The sequence below is a fragment of the Archangium violaceum Cb vi76 genome (assembly GCF_000733295.1).
In the GTDB taxonomy this organism is placed as follows: Bacteria; Myxococcota; Myxococcia; order Myxococcales; family Myxococcaceae; genus Archangium; species Archangium violaceum.
Window position 1 is genome coordinate 55,773 of record NZ_JPMI01000166.1, and the last position, 17,000, is coordinate 72,772.

Genomic DNA, 17,000 nt, shown 5'->3' on the forward strand with positions numbered 1-17,000 from the left:
TGGCCCATCTCCGACTGAGCAGCTCCCCGGGGGAAAGGAGCGCGGTATGGCGTACCAGCAGCTCTCTCAGGTCATCACCTTCGAGGACGAGAGCCCATCGCGCAGTGCGCTGTCCCGCATGGGGTTGCTCGCGGAGGGGCTCCGCTCCGGACTGTCGGCGGACGCACTGCGTTACCACTTCCTGGCCGAGCAGCTCAGCGAGGTCGTCTTCCACCTGGATGGCCAGGGGAACCTGACCTTCCTGGGCCCCACGTGGACGGCCCTCACCGGGCTGGCCGTGGAGGATGTGCTGGGCCAGCCGTTGGCGGAGATGGTGCACCCGGAGGAGCGGCCGCGGGTGCAGGCCCTGCTGGATGCCATCGCCGCGCGGGTGCAGGCCTCCTTCCGGCTCGAGCTCAAGCTGCTGGCGGCCGGTGGCCCCCGGTGGGTGGAGCTGGCCGCGCACAGCTCGCCCACGGGCCAGGGCGAGGTGCTGGGCACGCTCACGGACGTCACCGAGCGCCGGCAGCTCCAGGCGCGGCTGCAGCAGTCGGACAAGCTGGCCACGTTGGGGATGCTCGTGCCGGGCTTCACGCACGAGATGAACAACCCGCTGGCCTTCATGCTGGCCAATCTCGACTACCTGCTCTCCAGCATGGGGGACATCGCCGGGTCCGCGCCGGCCTCGCAGGTGGCCGAGTGGCGTGAGGCGGTGGGCGAGGTGCGCGAGGGCGCCGAGCGGTTGCGGCAGCTGATCGGCCACCTGCGCAGCTACCGCTCGGAGTCCCAGGGGCCGGTGGACCTGAACACGCTGCTCGATTCGGTGGGGCAGATGGTGTCCAGCACGCTGCGCTCGCGCGGGCGGCTGGTGCGCGACTACGGGGCCCGGGCGGAGGTGGCTGGCAGTGAGAGCGGGCTGCGTCAGGCCCTGCTCAACCTCGTGCTCCACGCCGTGCTGTCGCTGAAGGATGGCGGAGACACGGAGGAGAACGAGGTCCGCCTGGTCACCCGCGAGGCGGGCGGCGGCTCCGTGGTGGTCGAGGTGCATGACACCGGAGCCGGCTTCCCCCCCGAGCAGCTCTCGCAAATCTTCGAGCCGGGCTTCACCTCTCGCGAGGCCCGGCCGGCGCTGTCGGTGTGCCGGGACATCGTCCGGGGGCTCGGTGGAAGCATCACCGTGACGTCCGTGGTGGGCCGGGGGACCGTCTTCCGCGTGACGCTGCCAATGGCCTCCTGAGTTCCTAACCTCCTGTGAGGGGCCGTGCTCTGGCCCTTCCTGGAGGTGGATGTGCCGTCCTTCATCCGTCTGGGGGTGCTCGCACTGATGTTGGCGCTCGCCGCCTGCGGCCAGCGCGGCTCGCGGGAGGCCGGCACGGACGGAGGGCTCCCCATGGGGAGGGGCGGGCAGGGGCTCGGTGGCACCTGTGCCGGGCAGCGGTCGTTCCTCATCGGCAGTGGCATCCACGACATCACCGGCCCCGCCGCCGAGGTGGGGATGATGGGGTACGTGGAGCTGGAGCAGCAGACGGCCGGCATCCACCAGCGTCTGCGCTCGCGCGCCTTCGTCATCGCCTCGCCGTGCAATGGCAAGCGCGTGGTGTTCGTGAGCGCGGACCTGGGCATGGTGTTCCAGGGCGTGAAGCAGGAGGTGGTGCGGCGGTTGAAGGCCACCTTCGGGCCGCTCTACGCGGATGACAACGTGCTGCTGAGCGCCACGCACACGCACAGCGGGCCCGGGGGCTACTCGCACTACGCGCTCTACAACCTGAGCACGTTCGGCTTCGAGCCGAAGAACTTCGAGGTCATCGTCCAGGGCATCTACCAGTCCATCGTCCGCGCGCACGAGCACCTGGCGCCGGGCCACATCACCCTGGCGGCGGGGGAGCTGCTCGACGCGAGCCGCAACCGCTCGCCCGAGGCCTACCACCTCAATCCGCCCGAGGAGCGCGCGCGCTACGCGTACGACACGGACAAGCGGATGACGCTCCTGCGCTTCACGAAGGAGCCGGGCGTGGAGGTGGGGCTCATCAACTGGTTCGCGGTGCACACCACGTCCATGGGGCAGGAGAACCGGTACATCAGCGGCGACAACAAGGGCTACGCCTCCTCTCTCTTCGAGAAGGAGAAGGGCACGCGCTACGACGCCACCGGGGACACCTTCGTGGCGGCCTTCGCGCAGGCCAACGAGGGGGACGTGACGCCCAACATCTTCGGCGGCGAGGACGGCGGGGGCCGGGACGACTTCGAGAGCACGGCGCTCTCCGGCCGCAAGCAGTACGAGCGCGCCGCCTCCCTCTACGCGAGCGCCACCACGCCCCTCACCGGTGGCGTGGACTACAGGCACGTCCACGTGAAGATGGATGACGTGGAGGTGCGGTCCGCCTTCACGGGAGGCCCTCCGGCGCATACCTGCACGGCGGCCTTTGGCTTCTCCATGCTGTCGGGCGCGGAGGACGGGCCGGGCGTGGGGGGCGGCGAGGGCGCGACGTGTGCCGCCATCCATGACCTGTGGAGCGCCTTCACCTGCACCACCACCACCACGGCCTGCCAGGCGGAGAAGCCCATCGTGCTGGAGATGGGCGGGATGAAGCCCTTCCCGTGGAGCCCCGAGGTGTTGCCGCTGCAGCTCGTCACCCTGGGCAACGTGGCGCTGGTGGCGGTGCCCTTCGAGCTGACCACCATGGCGGGGCGCCGCCTGCGCGAGACGGTGCGCGCGCACCTGGAGCCCGCGGGGGTGACGGAGGTGGTCATCGCCGGCCTGTCCAACGCCTACTCCGGCTACGTGGCCACGCGCGAGGAGTACACCCGGCAGGACTACGAGGGCGCCTCCACCCACTTCGGGCCCTGGACGCTCGCGGCCCTGCAGCAGGAATTCGACACACTGGCACGGGCCCTGCGCGAGGGCTCGCCCGTGCCTCCGGGGCCCACGCCGCGCGACCTGTGCCAGCAGCAGAGCCGGTTGCGGCCCGGGGTCCTGCTCGATGACAAGCCGCTGTGGGCGCGCTTCGGCGGCGTCTTCTCCGACGCGCGCGCGTCCTACGCACGGGGCGAGGCGGTGCGCGTCACCTTCTGGGGCGGACATCCGAAGAACGATCCACGCCCCCAGGGCACCTTCCTGCGCGTACAGCGCCGCGCGGGCCTCCTCTGGGAGGACGTGGCCTACGACTGGGACTGGGAGACGAAGTACACGTGGCGGCGCAGCTACTGCATGCCCACCCTGGCCTGCTCGCACGTCCTCATCGAGTGGGCCATTCCGCCGGATGCCGTTCCCGGCACCTACCGCATCGTCCACGAGGGCGACTGGAAGTCCGGCTGGGATGGCCGGGTGCGCCCGTACCGGGGCACCTCGCGCACCTTCACCGTGAAGTGAAGACGCTCAGTTGCAGCTCCGGTCCGCGTTGCAGCTCCTGCTGCACTTGCGGCAGGTGCCACCGTCCTTGCCACACTTGTCCTTCGTGTTGCCCGGCTCGCACGTGGTGCCCGAGCAGCAGCCCGAGCACGAGTTGCTGGTGCACCGGCACGTCCCGTCCACGCACTCCTGTCCCTGGGCACACGGGCCACTGCTTCCACACTTGCACTGCCCACCCACGCACCGGTCCACCGTCAGGTCGCTGCAGGCGGGATTGGAGCCACACACGCAGACGCCGCGGGCATCGCAGGTGTCCGTCCGCTGGGGATCGCACGTCACGCACGTGTTGCCGCCCGTGCCACACGCCGTCCGGGAGGAAGGGGTGCAGACGCCGTCCTCGCAGCAACCGTCGCACCCCAGGCAGAAGGTGTCCGGGCTGGAGGGCTCCAGCCGCAGCGTGACGTCCACCTCGTAGCCGTCGCGGAGCTGCACGCTGCTCTCGCCCCGGGCCACCACGCTCCCGTCGCGCAGGCCCTCGACGTACACCCTGGCGTGCACGCCGTTGGTGACGCCGTCCTCCAGCAGCACGCGCAACGTCTCCCCGCTGGAGAGCACCCGCACCGGTTGCTCCGGAAGCACGTGCGGTCCGAAGGGGGCTCCTGCCTGCACCTCGCCCCACACCCGGACCTGGGTGAGCAACAGTGTGGGATCGAATTCCGTGGTGACGTAGAGCGCCGTGCCCGAGGCCGTGCCCGACTCCCGGCACGCACCCAACAGCAACACGGCGCACACGAGCACCAGCTTCCAACCCCCCCGGGTCGCCGTCTCAGGTGCACGCATCATGGCACACATGAGGGTATTCATTACGCACAGGACAGGGCCTGTCCTGGAGTCGTCCCCGTCGAGCTCTGGACGTTCCCGCTCCGTGGACTGATGAGAAGCGGACACCCGGGAGTTCCTCTCAGAGCTGCGCGAGGGCTTCCTTCAGGCCCGTGGCGCATGGAGCCGCGGACGGCCGCTGCGGCGTGTGCAGCCGCATCAGCAGCTCGCGCAGCCGGGGCGAGGGGTTGATGAACTGCAGGCCCACGCCCGGAGACATGCGCCAGGTCCGCGCCTGGGCCGAGTCCACGTGCCGCACCACCTCGCCCACGCACTCCACCTCCTCGCCGCCGATCTGCAGGGTGAACTCGAGGCGGGTGAAGAGTGGAGGGAAGGGTTCGGCGCAGCACATGAAGAGGCCACCGCGGCTGAGCTCGCTGCAATGCACCACCACCGAGCCGGCGTCCCGGGCGCGGCGCACCCGGGCCGTCCAGGTGGGCGGCGGGGTGGGATCGTTCGGATCCGGCAGCGACGGGAGCGCGGGGATGGGCGTGTTGCCGCACTCGGAGGCCACCTGCGCGGCCTGGGCCAGCCGGGTGGCATGGGGCCGCGAGGCGGGCTCCGGCTGCACGGAGGCGAGCAGGGCCTTCTTGAACTCGAGCGCGTTGGAGAAGCGCTCCGCGGGGTTGCGGGCCAGGGCGCGCAGCAGGACGCGGGAGAGCGCCTCCGGCACGTGGGGCGCCAGCTCGTGGGGCGCGCGCAGCGGGGCCGGCGGCTCCGAGGAGAACACCAGCTCCGCCATCTGTCCGCGCGGGTAGGGCAGCTGGCCGGTGAGGAGCAGGTAGCCCGTCACCCCCAGGGAATAGACGTCCGCGCGCCCATCCACGGCCTGGCCCGCCCACTGCTCCGGCGCCATGTACGCGGGGGTGCCGAACACCTGCCCCACCATGGTCTGCTCCGGAGTGCCGGCGCCGTGCAGCGCCTTGGCCACGCCGAAGTCGAGCACCTTGAGCGTGGGCCGCTCGCCCGGGCGCTCCATCATGAGGAGGTTGTCCGGCTTGAGATCCCTGTGCACCACGCCGCTGCGGTGGACGGCCTCCAGCGCGTCACACACCTGGGCGAGCAGCCACGCCACCAGCTCCGGCTCCGCGGGGCGCTGCAGCCGCGACAGGGGCAGGCCGTCCAGGTACTCCATGACGAAGTAGTGCAGCCCGTCCTCGGACTCGTTGATGTCGAAGATGCGGACGATGTTGGGGTGGCCGATGAGGTTCACCGTGCGCGCCTCGGCGTAGAAGCGCGCGCGCAGCCGGTCGTCCTGGGCCATGGTCGGGTGCAGCACCTTCACCGCCACCCGGGCCCCGATGATGGTCTGCTCGGCCAGGTACACCGTGCCCATGCCCCCGCTGCCCAGCAGCTGGGTGAGCCGGTAGTGCCCGAGCGTGCGTCCCCGCAAATCGAACAGGGCGGGAATCGTCCGCGGAACCTGGTCCGACGACTCGGCCCCCGTCCAGGTGACCTGCTCGATACACGGGCCGCTGACGGGATGTTCTGATGCGCAGTGCTCGCAGTGCATGGCGGATACCCAACACCTGCAAGGGCCATGCTCCTGACAGACGTGGGCGGAAGGGGCCGGAGCGGTGTCGCGAGAGGTGGGGCGTGGCGGAAAATCAAGGCGTTGCATTGCCCACCAGCGCACGCCCCGCGGGCCGCCGGAAGCCGTGCTCAATTCGTTCAGCTGGACGCGGGTAGGATTGATCAAAACTTCCACATTTCCCGGGTTTGCATGAATCTTCTGCTCTCGCTGCCCGGCTGCGGTGGATGTGCAAAAAGCACGGGGAGCCCGTGGAGGCACACACGCGTGGTCATCATCGTCATGGGGGTGTCCGGCTCGGGGAAGACGACGGTGGGACTGCGGCTCGCCGCGGCGCTCGGGTGCCGGTTCCGGGACGCGGATGAGTTCCACCCTCCTGGCAACATCGCGAAGATGGCCGCGGGCCTCGCGCTCACGGATGAGGATCGGGCGCCCTGGCTCACGGTGCTGCGGGAGCTGGTGGAGAACACGCTGGCGGCGGGCGAGACGCTGGTGCTGGCGTGCTCGGCGCTGAAGCGCACCTACCGGGAGCGGCTGACGGTGGACGCGGCGCGGCAGCGGTGGGTGTACCTGCGAGTGCCCCGGGAGCTCCTCGCCAGGCGGTTGATGGCACGGACGGGCCACTACATGCCGGCGGTGTTGCTCGACAGCCAGCTCGCGGCGTTGGAGGTGCCGGAGGACGCGCTGGTGGTGGAGGCCACGGCGGAGCCGGACGCGCTGGTGGCCACCCTCCTCCGGGAGCTGGGGCCGCGGCCGGCCCCCTGAGCGTCACTCCAGCTCGTCCAGCTCGCGGAAGGCGGGCCACACGAAGGGCGGCACCGTCCAGCGCTCGCGCAGGCGGGCCTCCAGCGTCTCCAACGTGCGGGCGAGCCACATCAGCGCGTCGTACAGCGCATGCCGCATGCCCGCGTACTCGAAGTCGAGCAGGCGTGGGCCGTTGGCGGTGAAGAGCACGTTGCCCGGCGCGAGGTCCCCGTGGGTGAAGGCGAGGAAGGGCCCGGGGTTGGCGAGCGCGCGCCACGTCGTGGAGGTCCTCGTGCAGGCCCGGCGCGGCCTCGGCCTCCACTGCCGAGAGCCAGCGCAGCAACCGCTCCTCGTTGTCCAACGGGAAGCGCGCGTTCTCCACCCGCACCCGTTGGGGGCGCGGAGGCAGCGCCTGACGGACGAGCTCGTATTCGGACTAGAAGCAGGAAGATGTCGCCCGACAGGAAGTCGCGCCCCAGCGCCTGCGTTACCAGCCCGCTCAGCGCGTCGAAGCTCTTACGCATGTCGCACGGCTGCCCGTATACGTACACACTCAACCGGCGCGTGGAGCCAATCACGTAAGCCCTCGCAGCAACTTCCCCGCATCCTCGATGGACATGCCCTCCACTCGCACTCCTCCGGGCCCATGCACCACCAACGCTCCTGCCCTGTCCGCACTGCGCGCCGGTTTCACCTCTACCAGCACCAGACTGGTGCGCGCGGGCTCCTCCTGGGCTCGCCGGGCCGCGCTGCCCCAGCGGCTGATCGTCCAGGTGCTCATGCCCAACTCCTTCGCTGCTTCCTCGCTGCTCGCTCCCTGCTGCTGCCTCTCTCTCTCGTACGCCACTGCATCCCGCCGCTGCTCCTGCGTGTAGTGCGCACGCGGCCCCACTCCGCCTCGCTCGAGTACCTGCTGCCGGAATCTCTCTGCCCGCTCTTTCATGTCCATTGCTGCCGTCTCCTTCTCGGCCATGGACATGCTCACGTCCCCCCGCTCACGTCACGACGGGCTCGGGCGAGGACAGGGCTGCTATGCTGCCTATGCCCCGGGCTCACTGCTCGGGCGGTCCCTGTCAGCAGCCCTCCTCGGTCCCTCCGCTCCAGCCCCCACCTTCAACACGGCCTCTATTCCGCCTATGCGCAAAAGGTGAGACGCGCGCGAATCTTCCCCGGTGTCCGTTCCCTGGCGTGAGGGCGATGCCGCAGGCTCGCGGGCCCACGAGTAGTGCCGATGGAGCCTGGTCCCGGCCGCCTCCGGCTCCTCACGCCCGCGTTGTTGATGAGCAGATCGACAGGCCCGGTCCCCGCGGCCGTGAACGCGCGCACGTGCAGCTCCAGCGACACGTCACAGGCGGTGATCCGCAGCCGGCCACCGGAACGAACCACGATGGCGGCGAGCGCTCACGAGCACTTTGGCGTTCTGACTCGCGCGAATGGAGTCACCTCGGGCGAGGTGCCAGAGCGACCGGTCTGGCGCTGGAGGAGCCCTGAACCGTATGGCATGATGATTTCCCGGGCATTGGACTTCCAACCTCCAGCGGTCTTACGAGCTCGTGCGGAACCCAATTGACAATCAGACTCCCTTCGCCTGTGAGCCGCTGGCCCTGGCGGATGAAGAGGGCCGGCCTCTCCTCCTGGTCGTCGTCAAGGCGACCTACGTCCTCGGGTCCGGGCCGCTCCGGCTGGCGGATGAGCAGGTGCCCGTGAACATCGCGGGCGAGTACTGGGGCAAACCCGATGAGTCCAGTTACCGCTACGAGCCGGAGTGCGCCCTCTTCAAGCCGGCAACGGATGTCGTGTTGGTGGGGCACGCCCATGCGGCCGAGCAGAACACCACCTCGCTCCTGGTCTCGTTGAAGGTGGGGACGCTGCAAAAATCTGTTCGTGTCGTGGGCGAGCGCGTGTGGTTCAAGAGCATGGGCTCCATTTCCATGACCCAGCCGCTCGTCTTCGAGAAGCTGCCCCTGCGCTACGAGAGGGCCTTCGGAGGATGGGATCGGAGCCACCCGGAGCCCGCTCGGCACACCTTCGAGCCACGCAATCCGGTGGGGGTGGGCTTCCGGGCGAGTCCACGGAACTTCGAGGAGGAACTGCGCCTGCCGAACCTGGAGGAGCCGGACCATCCCGTGCGGCAATTCGGCCAGGTGGTGCCCCCCGCGGGCTTCGGATTCATCTCTCCACACTGGCAGCCGAGGACCGCCTTCGCCGGGACCTACGACGATGCCTGGCGCAAGCAACGCATGCCCAGGTTGCCGAAGGACTTCGACCGGCGCTACTTCAATGCGGCCTCGCCAGGATTGGTCGCCCCCGGCTATCTGAAGGGCGGCGAGCCCGTCACCGTGCTCAATGCCTCGCCCCGTCCGCTGTCCTTCGCCCTGCCCACCCAGTCTCCAGAAGTCAAGGCGGTCCTGGCGTTCGCGGGGGATAGCTGGGTGGAGATGAAACTCGATACCTGCATCATCGACACCGACATCGAGCGTGTCATGCTCCTGTGGCGGGGGAGCGTCGTCCTGAAGGATGGCCCTGATGACGTGCTGGAGCTCTCGATCTCCACGTCCACCCCGGTGGGGCTGTCATGATGCAGTTGGCGATAACGGGCCTTGGCCTGGTGACGACAGTAGGGCACGACGTGGTGACCGCGTGTGGCGCCCTCCGCTGCGGAATGACGAGGCCCTGGCCCGTCGAGTTCGAGGTGCCCGCGGACGGAGGCAACGGCAACGTGCTCCTCACCGCCCATCCGCTGCGCGGCATCACCGATGGCTTTCAAGGGATCGGGCGCTATCTCCGCATGGGGGTCCACGCCGTCGAGGAGCTGCTGCACGATGCCCGGCTCACGAAGGAAGGGGCCCGGTTTTGGCAGGGCGCGGGTCTCTACGTGGGCTTGTCGCGGACGAGGAACGAGGAGATCGATTTCTACGATGAGATTCTCGAAGGGAACCTCACGGCCGAGCTCGCGGGGCATCTCGAACTGCCCATCCCGGAGAAGCGCCGGCGCGTGAGCTTCCAGGGGCACGCGGCGGTGCTCGGAGCACTGCGGGAGGCTTCGCTGGCGCTGGAGCAGGGGCAGATCGAGCGCGCGCTCATCGTCGGGGTGGACAGCCTGCTCGAGAGCGACACGTTGGAACTGCTCAACGCCGAGAGGCGGTTGAAGACGAATGTCACGCCTCGCGGGCTCATGCCCGGAGAGGGCGCGGGCGCGTTCCTCATCGAGTCCCTGACGGGAGCCCGGAGCCGGAAGGCTCGCATCCTGTGCACACTGGAGGGGCTCGCCGTGGGGCAGGAGCCGGCGTCGCGGGCCGCTGGGGAGCGCTCCGCCGGTATTGCCCTGTCCGAGGTCATCACCAGGGCTGTCCCTCCCGGGCGGAGACCCGGCTCCATCTACGGCGACCTGAATGGCGAGGATGCCCGGGCGGAGGAGTGGGGCAACACACTCGTGCGTTTGTCCGGCAGTCATGACTTCTCCACCGCCGCGCAGCTCTGGCCCGCCGCTTCCCTGGGGGACACGGGCGCCGCCAGTGGCGCCATCTCGGTGGTGGCCGGTGCGCGCGCCCTCTGGCGCGGCTATTCCGGGGGCGATGTGCTGCTCTGGTCCAGTGCCGACACGGGCGAGGTGGCCGCCGCGCTCCTCTGCCGGGCCGAGTCCTCCTCTTCCTCTTCACCTCCACATGGGGTTGGCCGATGAGTCTGAAAAAGAAAAAGGCGACACGGGAAAGCCCACGCAGAGTTCTGCGTCCCCGAGCCCGGAGGGCCGTTCGGTGAAGCCCAAGCCCAGCGCGGCGGCCTCGCCCGCTGCGGCGGCCAAGGACAACGCCAAGGACAACGCCAACGACCCGAACAAGCGGCACATCGACGATGCCAGGGCGCTCAGCAAGCTTCACGAGAACAACCCGGGCAAGGCGTGCTTCTGGAAGCACGGCTACGGCACCTCGAGTGGCGAGTGCATCAAGATTCCCAAGGGCGAGTACGACACCCATCCGTGCCACTACCAAGCCAATGGCATCAAGCAGGCCAAGAAGTCAACGGAGGTCTACAACACCCGCCGGATCCCGGGCGTGAAGCCCGAGAAGCCCCGCGACAACAACCAGGAAGTGGCGAAGAAGCTCGGCTATCTCGTGCTGGACCGCCGGGCGAACCAGCTGCGCCATAGTACGAAGATGGAGGAATATGTCTCGATCGCCGTGGATATCGCCAAGCGGAAGAACGCCTCGAAGCCTGGCAAGGGGGATCGATTCCTGACCGCCTACAGGGGGCGATACGGGAGCGCGTTGGGCAGGTTGGCGCAGGATCCACACGCCTGGGACGTGGAGTATCAGATGAACCTAGACTCCCGGGACTCCAAGGCCGTCTACGGCGCGACCCAGAAAAGCTTGGACGTCATGAAGACGCTCTCCAAAGACAGCGCTTCGGGAGGGACCTACCAGGGGCCGATCAACTTCCACATCGTAGAGACCAATGAGTCCAAGGGGTTCGGCGCGTGGTACCCGTACGAGCACGAGCATCACCACATGATTCCCCCGAGTGCTTTCCAGGAGTATGTGCTGAACGGGCTGAGTGAGGACCCTCCACTGCTCAACTACATGTCGCGGGCCCGGATCGTGATGCAGGGCTCGTGGAACATCCACGACGAGCTGAACATGATGCTGCTGCCCAGTGAAGTCTATCCGGCGCGGATCCTGGACCTCGCCGCGCACATTCCCTGGCAGATGGGGGCCGACCATTCCTCGTACTCGAGAGAACTCAAGACGAAGCTGGAGGGGGTTCGCGACCACCTCGACGCTGCACTGAAGCGCTGCAAGGACAAGCCCAAGAAGGAGCGGCACAAGGTGGAAGAGCAGGCCGCCAATGACTTCACGAAGCTGATGCGCGAGCACTGCGAGGAACAGCGGGAGGAACTCCTCGACAAGGGCTTCCACGAAATCAAGTGAGTCCACCGCGCCACGAGGCAATGCGCAATGAGCAATGAATGGAATTACCTGCTCCTCTCCGGATCCGCTGACCCCAGGTTGGCCTACATCGAGGACATCGGCGGCAACGTGTCCGACAAGTCGAAGATGACGAAGGGCGTCAGCCTGAAGAAGGTCATCTCCAAGGCCAATACGTTCAGCCTGTCCGAGGACGGCGGAGACATGCTGGGCGACTTGGTCGACAACACCTCGGGCGTGTTGATCGTCTCGAACCGGGCCCGGGAAGTGCTCGAAGCGGAGGGCGTGACGGGAGACGTCATCGAGTATCTCCCGTTCACCTTGAAGGACAAGCGGGGGCGCCCGACGAAGGGGGAGTTCTACGTCGCCAACCCGCTGCAGAAGATTCCCTGCATGAACCGGGAGAAATCGAAGTTCGTCGACAGCGACGAGGATGGACGCATCCTCTCGGTCAGGAAATTGACCGTCGAGCCCAAGAAGATTCCCAACGAGGCGAAGCTCTTCCGGTTGGGAGAGTACACGAGGGTCCACGTCGTCCGGTTGGATCTGGCCCAGCGGCTCAGAGCCGAGAAGCTCACGGGACTGACCTTCTGCGAGCAGGGCGAGAAGTTCACGTGGTGACTGACGGGGGCTCCGCCCGAGAGACATGGATACAGTGCGGCTCAACATCAACCTGATGCAGCTCATCGGCCTGCGCCGCGCGGAGCTGCGCAACGGGGACGAGCAGCCTCAGTACGTGCTCGAACTGTCGCGCATGTACCGGCGCCTGGGGTGTGGACTGCTGCTCTCCGAGAAGGATGCCGGCGGCTTCTTCTCCTGCCTCTACCGGGCGGCCGATCTGTACCTCCAGTTCCTCGAACGCCACTCCGGCGGGGCCGGGTTGGACCCGTACTACATGGCGCGGGGCCGCGCCGAGCCGCTCCTGGATGCCTTGGCCATCGGGGACGTGGCGCTGGCCCGGCGCATCGACGCGCTTGCCGCGACGACGTACCGCGAGGGCATGGAGTACGAAGAGGACTTCTGGTTCTTCTCCCTCCTGCCCAAGCTCGCGTCCGCCGGGGCGGATGAGCGGGAGGCCCTCGAGGGGCTGGAGGTGCTCGACGGGCTGGATCAGATGGAGCAGGCGCTCCAGGGAATCTCCTATCCCCGCTATGACATCCTGCTGGCCCTGGCCCGCGAGGACGCCAGGGGCTTCGAGCGGGCGCTCAAGGACCTGACCGGGGCCTGGATGGCCGAACGGAAGCGCGAAGCCGGCTCGGGACTGGGAAACCCCTATGCCGGGCCCGAGGCGGGTGTGTTCGTCGAGGGGGTCGCGCTCGTCCGGGTGGCCAGGGTCCGGGGTCTGCGCATCCGCGAGAAGTACCGCCTCATTCCCGCCGCGGCTCTGTCCTCTCCACGCCAGGCCTTCCGGCGGCAGCCGCTCTGGAAACGAGCGGCCCACTCCAATCCGCGCACCCATCCGCGGCAATCCTCGAGGTGAACCTATGGGCAACACGGTGGGTGTGAATAAGATGTCGGTGGTGACGAAGGACAGCAATGGCACCTCGGTGGCCTTTCCGGACGTCTGCAAGACGCCCAGCCCGGGCGGCCCCATCCCCATCCCCTATCCCAACATCGCGCGCTCGGCGGACACGGCCCAGGCGAGCAAGACGGTGACCGTGGAGGGGAACCCGCCCTGCCTGAAGGACTCGAACTTCAGCACCAGCACCGGTGACGAGGGCGGCACCGCTGGCGGCGGTGTGGCCTCCAGCAAGACCAAGGGCAAGGCCGAGTTCGTCAACTACTCCTTCGACGTGAAGATCGAGGGCAAGAACGTCGCCCGGGCCATGGATCTCATGCTCCACAACGACAAGAACACCCCTCCCTCGCCGGTGCTCCAACCACCGGTCATCGCCCCGGGCGGCGCTCCGGGCGAGAAGGAGTGCCCCACTTGCGAGGAGAAGTACTGACCGATGGGCTTGCGAGAGGATCTTCTCCCCCGCTGGGACATCTTCGAGGAGCACCTGGACGAGGCTGCCTTCCTGTGGGCCCGGCGTGAGCGGTGCCTGGTCTCGCCGGAGTACTCCCTGGAGGAGACGGGCCGGGAAGAGGAGCGCCTGCTGGCGCACATGGAGGAGCTCGCCGAAGGGGGGAAGATGGTCGCCGGGCGGCTCGTGGAGCCCTCGTTGGAGGGAGACGAGCCGGAGCGCATCAGCGTGGCCACGTACGCGCTGCTCGCCCAGTCCGGTGCCGACGCCTACCCGCGCGTGCTGAAGGCCCTGGAAGAAGGTGACGAGGCCCGGCACGCAGCCATCCAGCGGACGCTGGAGCTGTGGGAGGGGCCGGAACGCGCCGAGCAACTGAAGCCGTTGCTGACCTCTCCCCTCCCCGGGCTTCGGGCGCTGGCGTTCGAGGTCTCGGCATTCCATGGCGAGGCACCGAACACCTCCCTGCTGGCTGGGTCCGTCATGGACGGGGACGTCCGGACGCGGGTCGCCGCCCTGCGGTGCGTGCGGTTCCTCCCCGAGCCGTACCGCGCGGGCTTCGTTCCCGCTGCGCTCGTTGCGACAGCGCCTGCGGTCCGCCTGGCGGGTATCGAATTGGGGTTACAGTGCGGCGCTCACGCCGCCTGGTCGGCCTGCCTCTCGCTTGCCCAATCTTCCTCGGCGGAGCGCGCGAGGGCGTGGTTGCTGCTGGCGCTTGGCGGAGGTGAGAAGGAGTTGGAGCCCGTTCTTCGAGGCCTGGAGGAGGCTGGCTCGCGAGCGCAGGCCCTGTGGGCATTGGGCTTCAGCGGACGGGTGGCCGCAGCGGACGCGTGCCTCGGGGCCATGCAGGAGGGGCCCGCCCCCAACTCGGCCCTGGCGGCGGAGGCCTTCTCCGCCATCACGGGCCTGCGTCTGGAGGGCCGCTACGTGGGAGCGCCTCCGGCGGAAGACGAGCCGCTCCCGCCCCTCGAGGAGGAGGAGCTCGACGCGGACCTGGTTCCCAAGCCCGAGGAGCAACTCACCCCGCCGGCCGTCGACGCCATCACCGAATGGTGGCGGAGCGCCCGTCAGCACTTCGATCCGCGAGGGCGCTACCTGCGAGGACAGCCCTTCGCTGCCAGGACGCTCCTCCTGGCGCTCCAGCACGAGTCCATGCGGCGGCGGCATGTCCTGGCACTGGAATTGGCCCTCCGCAGCGGGGGAACGCTCTGGATCCAACCCCGAGGCCGTGTGGCACGCCAGCGCAAGCAACTGTTGGGGGCCGATGGATCGACCCCGCGCATCTCGGTCCAGACCTTCGACAAGAAAAGCTGATGGCCATGGGCATCAAGGAACTCGAATTCACCAACGAGAACATCGAGCAACTCACCGAACTGCGGCTGGACATGCTGCGCACGGGCGTGGTGCACCCCAAGGACGTGCTCGATGTGTGCCTGCTCTACCGGCGGTTGGCCTGTGGACGGCTGCTCGCCCAATACGATGCCGAGGGATTCTTCCAGCACCTGTACTTGGCCGCGGACTCCTACCTCCAACTGCTCGAGCGCAGGCACCTGTGGCCCGACATGGACCTGTACTACTTGGCGCGTAGCCGGGCGGAGCCCCTGTTGGATGCGCTGGCCATCGGGAATGCGGACCTGGTCCGGCGCATCGATGAGCGCGCGGAGAAGAAATGGCACGATGCATTGGAGTACCCGGAGGACCACGGGTTCTTCTCGCTGCTGCCCATGCTCGCGTCCGCCGCCACGACCCGGACGGAGTTGTTCGATGGGCTGGACCATATGGAGCGGGTGCTCGAAGGCGCCGAGTATCCGCGGTTCGAGGTGTTGAAGGCATTGGTGCAGGGCGACTCCGCTGCCTTCGAGAAGGGCCTGCTGGCGGCGCTCGAGGCCTACCAGTCCCGGATGGACCGGCAGCGCAAATCGGGAATGGCCAACCCGCTTGCCCTGGCTACGGATGCCAACGTGTTCGTCGAGGGCATTGCCTTCGTCCGGTTGGCAAGAGCCCGGGGACTGCGAACCCGCTCTCAGTACCCCCTCATCCCACCCATCACGCTCTCCGCGCCGCAGCCGGGGAGCCGGCAGCGCCCTATCTGGAATGGCTGAGCGCTCCACGCATGCCCCAATAACCTCACGTCGTCCTGCCCATCTTCCCAGCCCCCCTGCTCGGGCATGCACTCCTCCCGATGAGTCGAGCCGCTGCGTTCCTGCTGCGCGCTGCCCTGATGACGGCGTGCCTGTTGCCCCGCACATCGCTCCTCGCCGCCGAAGCGCCGCCGCCCGAAGCCTACCGGGAGCGGCTGACGGTGGACGCGGCGCGGCAGCGGTGGGTGTACCTGAAGGTTCCCCGGGAGCTCCTCGCCGAGCGGTTGAATGCGCGGCGGGGCCACTACATGCGGGCGGTGTTGCTCGACAGCCAGCTCGCGGCGTTGGAGGTGCCGGAGGACGCGCTGGTGGTGGAGGCCACGGCGGCTCCGGACGCGCTGGTGGCCACCCTCCTCCGGGAGCTGGGGCCGCGGCCGGCCCCCTGAGCGTCACTCCAACTCGTCCAGCTCGCGGAAGGCGGGCCACACGAAGGGCGGCACCGTCCAACGCTCGCGCAGGCGGGCCTCCAGCGTCTCCAACGTGCGGGCGAGTCCCGGAAAGCCGTCCGCGGGGGCGAGCAGGGCCCGGCAGCGCGCGAGGTGGTGCAGCAGGGCGGCGCGCTCGGAGAGGCCCGGGGCCCACTCTCGGTCCTCCTCCAGCACGCGCGGGTGCAGCCACTGGAAGAGGTTCACCGTGCGCGCCAGCGCCACCGTGGCCCGGGCGCGCACCCACGCCGAGTCCGCCTGGGCCGCCTCGCACTGCGAGGAGAGGGTGATGCGGTAGGTGATGTCCGCGCGGGCGATGAGCTCGTCCGGGAGCGGCACGGTGACGAGCCACATCAGCGCGTCGTACAGGGCGTGCCGCATGCCCGCGTACTCGAAGTCGAGCAGGCGCGGGCCGTTGGCGGTGAAGAGGACGTTGCCCGGCGCGAGGTCCCCGTGGGTGAAGGCGAGGAAGGGCCCCGGGTTGGCGAGCGTGCGCGCCACGTCCTGCAGGTCCTCGTGCAGGCCCGGCGCCGCCTCGGCCTCCACCGCCGAGAGCCAGCGCAGCAACCGCTCCTCGTTGTCCAACAGGAAGCGCGCGTTCTCCACCCGCACCCGCTGGGGGCGCGGAGGCAGCGCCTGACGGACGAGCTCGTACTCGGACTGGAGGCCCAGGGTGCGCGCGTGGAGCTGTCCGGCGAGGCGCGCGGTGGCGATCAGCCCTCCGGTGGCCGCGCGGGCATCCTCTCCGCGCAGCAGCTCCTCCAGCGTGCGTCCGCGTCCCAGGTCCTCCAGCACGAAGAGGCGCGCGTCCACGTCGGCCGCGAGCAGGCGGGGGCCGAACTCCAGCCCCTGGCGGGTGAGGAAGTCCGCGCCGGCCTGGTCATCGAGCCCGCAGACGGGGTCATCCCGGAAGTGCTTGAGGATGATGGCGGGCACCGGGCCGCCGCGCACCTGGGCGCGCACCACCACGCTGCGGGACTCCGTCTTGAGGAGCTCGGGCGCGCCGAGGAGCACCGGGCGGCCCCAGGCCGAGGACAGCGCGCGGGCCCCGTGGGCCAACAGGGAG

Annotated in this window: 16 protein-coding genes and 2 pseudogenes; 12 read left to right on the forward strand and 6 right to left on the reverse strand. The window is 68.8% G+C overall.

The window, feature by feature from the left end; genetic code table 11:
• Positions 1-46: 46 nt before the first annotated feature.
• A complete protein-coding gene (locus tag Q664_RS24450) occupies positions 47-1,216 on the forward strand; it encodes a two-component system sensor histidine kinase NtrB (protein WP_043400357.1) in 1,170 nt (389 codons plus the stop codon).
• 87 nt (positions 1,217-1,303) lie between these two features.
• Positions 1,304-3,349 carry a neutral/alkaline ceramidase gene (locus tag Q664_RS24455; RefSeq protein ID WP_052518618.1) on the forward strand — a complete coding sequence of 682 codons (2,046 nt, stop codon included), beginning with the start codon at positions 1,304-1,306 and terminating at the stop codon, positions 3,347-3,349.
• A 6-nt stretch (positions 3,350-3,355) separates the two neighbouring features.
• Here Q664_RS24455 and Q664_RS24460 read toward each other — a convergent pair whose 3' ends face one another.
• Together Q664_RS24460 and Q664_RS24465 are read right to left on the reverse strand one after the other, a co-directional pair.
• Positions 3,356-4,171 (reverse strand): hypothetical protein, encoded by an 816-nt coding sequence (locus tag Q664_RS24460; RefSeq protein ID WP_063934752.1) that lies wholly within the window; start codon positions 4,169-4,171, stop codon positions 3,356-3,358.
• Between the two features lie 118 nt (positions 4,172-4,289).
• Positions 4,290-5,720, reverse strand: a complete 1,431-nt coding sequence (locus Q664_RS24465; RefSeq protein WP_043400359.1) for a serine/threonine-protein kinase — start codon at positions 5,718-5,720, stop codon at positions 4,290-4,292.
• 285 nt (positions 5,721-6,005) lie between these two features.
• On the opposite strand from Q664_RS24465, the gene Q664_RS24470 reads away from it, so the two are divergent.
• On the forward strand, positions 6,006-6,503 hold the full coding sequence (locus tag Q664_RS24470) for a gluconokinase (protein WP_043400362.1): 498 nt from the start codon (positions 6,006-6,008) through the stop codon (positions 6,501-6,503).
• A gap of 3 nt (positions 6,504-6,506) precedes the next feature.
• Here the strand turns inward: Q664_RS24470 and Q664_RS59290 are convergent.
• The 3 genes and pseudogenes from Q664_RS59290 to Q664_RS24480 all read right to left on the reverse strand — a co-directional run.
• Positions 6,507-6,830: pseudogene (locus Q664_RS59290) on the reverse strand (phosphotransferase); the annotation flags it as partial.
• 92 nt (positions 6,831-6,922) lie between these two features.
• A pseudogene (tnpB, locus tag Q664_RS62990) lies at positions 6,923-7,060 on the reverse strand (IS66 family insertion sequence element accessory protein TnpB); the annotation flags it as partial.
• Positions 7,057-7,425: a hypothetical protein gene (locus Q664_RS24480; RefSeq protein ID WP_152622315.1), complete on the reverse strand. Its 369-nt coding sequence runs from the start codon at positions 7,423-7,425 to the stop codon at positions 7,057-7,059. The gene Q664_RS24480 and the pseudogene tnpB, both read right to left, overlap by 4 nt.
• Positions 7,426-8,035: 610 nt before the next feature.
• Here Q664_RS24480 and Q664_RS24485 point away from each other — a divergent pair.
• The 9 genes from Q664_RS24485 to Q664_RS24525 all read left to right on the forward strand — a co-directional run bounded on the left by Q664_RS24485 (position 8,036) and on the right by Q664_RS24525 (position 15,895).
• Positions 8,036-9,061 (forward strand): DUF2169 family type VI secretion system accessory protein, encoded by a 1,026-nt coding sequence (locus Q664_RS24485; RefSeq protein ID WP_043400370.1) that lies wholly within the window; start codon positions 8,036-8,038, stop codon positions 9,059-9,061.
• Complete coding sequence (locus Q664_RS59295; protein ID WP_160174489.1) at positions 9,058-10,164, forward strand: hypothetical protein; 1,107 nt, start codon at positions 9,058-9,060, stop codon at positions 10,162-10,164. Before Q664_RS24485 ends, Q664_RS59295 begins: the two co-directional genes overlap by 4 nt.
• 73 nt (positions 10,165-10,237) lie before the next feature.
• The gene (locus tag Q664_RS24495; RefSeq protein ID WP_043400373.1) at positions 10,238-11,407 is read left to right on the forward strand and encodes an AHH domain-containing protein; all 1,170 of its coding nucleotides are present in this window, start codon (positions 10,238-10,240) and stop codon (positions 11,405-11,407) included.
• A 27-nt stretch (positions 11,408-11,434) separates the two neighbouring features.
• Entirely contained in the window at positions 11,435-12,025 is a 591-nt protein-coding gene (locus Q664_RS24500; protein WP_043400375.1) for an imm11 family protein, read from the forward strand.
• Between the two features lie 25 nt (positions 12,026-12,050).
• Entirely contained in the window at positions 12,051-12,884 is an 834-nt protein-coding gene (locus tag Q664_RS24505; RefSeq protein WP_052518610.1) for an Imm49 family immunity protein, read from the forward strand.
• Positions 12,885-12,888: 4 nt separating this feature from the next.
• On the forward strand, positions 12,889-13,353 hold the full coding sequence (locus Q664_RS24510; RefSeq protein WP_043400378.1) for a DUF4150 domain-containing protein: 465 nt from the start codon (positions 12,889-12,891) through the stop codon (positions 13,351-13,353).
• A gap of 3 nt (positions 13,354-13,356) precedes the next feature.
• Positions 13,357-14,682: a TIGR02270 family protein gene (locus Q664_RS24515; protein WP_043400381.1), complete on the forward strand. Its 1,326-nt coding sequence runs from the start codon at positions 13,357-13,359 to the stop codon at positions 14,680-14,682.
• Positions 14,682-15,470 carry an Imm49 family immunity protein gene (locus Q664_RS24520; protein ID WP_052518611.1) on the forward strand — a complete coding sequence of 263 codons (789 nt, stop codon included), beginning with the start codon at positions 14,682-14,684 and terminating at the stop codon, positions 15,468-15,470. The genes Q664_RS24515 and Q664_RS24520 overlap by 1 nt, the downstream gene beginning before the upstream one ends.
• Before the next feature lie 80 nt (positions 15,471-15,550).
• Entirely contained in the window at positions 15,551-15,895 is a 345-nt protein-coding gene (locus Q664_RS24525) for a hypothetical protein (protein WP_152622316.1), read from the forward strand.
• A gap of 3 nt (positions 15,896-15,898) precedes the next feature.
• On the opposite strand, the gene Q664_RS24530 is transcribed toward Q664_RS24525, so the two are convergent.
• On the reverse strand, positions 15,899-16,993 hold the full coding sequence (locus Q664_RS24530) for a phosphotransferase family protein (protein WP_043400383.1): 1,095 nt from the start codon (positions 16,991-16,993) through the stop codon (positions 15,899-15,901).
• Positions 16,994-17,000 lie beyond the last annotated feature (7 nt).

Excerpts from the sequence above, each read along its gene's own strand:
- Q664_RS24450 (WP_043400357.1), top strand. The coding sequence starts at position 47 with ATGGCGTACCAGCAGCTCTCTCAGGTCATCACCTTCGAGGACGAGAGC.
- Q664_RS24455 (WP_052518618.1), top strand. The coding sequence starts at position 1,304 with ATGTTGGCGCTCGCCGCCTGCGGCCAGCGCGGCTCGCGGGAGGCCGGC.
- Q664_RS24460 (WP_063934752.1), bottom strand. The coding sequence starts at position 4,171 with ATGATGCGTGCACCTGAGACGGCGACCCGGGGGGGTTGGAAGCTGGTG.
- Q664_RS24465 (WP_043400359.1), bottom strand. The coding sequence starts at position 5,720 with ATGCACTGCGAGCACTGCGCATCAGAACATCCCGTCAGCGGCCCGTGT.
- Q664_RS24480 (WP_152622315.1), bottom strand. The coding sequence starts at position 7,425 with ATGAAAGAGCGGGCAGAGAGATTCCGGCAGCAGGTACTCGAGCGAGGC.
- Q664_RS59295 (WP_160174489.1), top strand. The coding sequence starts at position 9,058 with ATGATGCAGTTGGCGATAACGGGCCTTGGCCTGGTGACGACAGTAGGG.
- Q664_RS24500 (WP_043400375.1), top strand. The coding sequence starts at position 11,435 with ATGAGCAATGAATGGAATTACCTGCTCCTCTCCGGATCCGCTGACCCC.
- Q664_RS24505 (WP_052518610.1), top strand. The coding sequence starts at position 12,051 with ATGGATACAGTGCGGCTCAACATCAACCTGATGCAGCTCATCGGCCTG.
- Q664_RS24510 (WP_043400378.1), top strand. The coding sequence starts at position 12,889 with ATGGGCAACACGGTGGGTGTGAATAAGATGTCGGTGGTGACGAAGGAC.
- Q664_RS24515 (WP_043400381.1), top strand. The coding sequence starts at position 13,357 with ATGGGCTTGCGAGAGGATCTTCTCCCCCGCTGGGACATCTTCGAGGAG.
- Q664_RS24520 (WP_052518611.1), top strand. The coding sequence starts at position 14,682 with ATGGCCATGGGCATCAAGGAACTCGAATTCACCAACGAGAACATCGAG.
- Q664_RS24525 (WP_152622316.1), top strand. The coding sequence starts at position 15,551 with ATGAGTCGAGCCGCTGCGTTCCTGCTGCGCGCTGCCCTGATGACGGCG.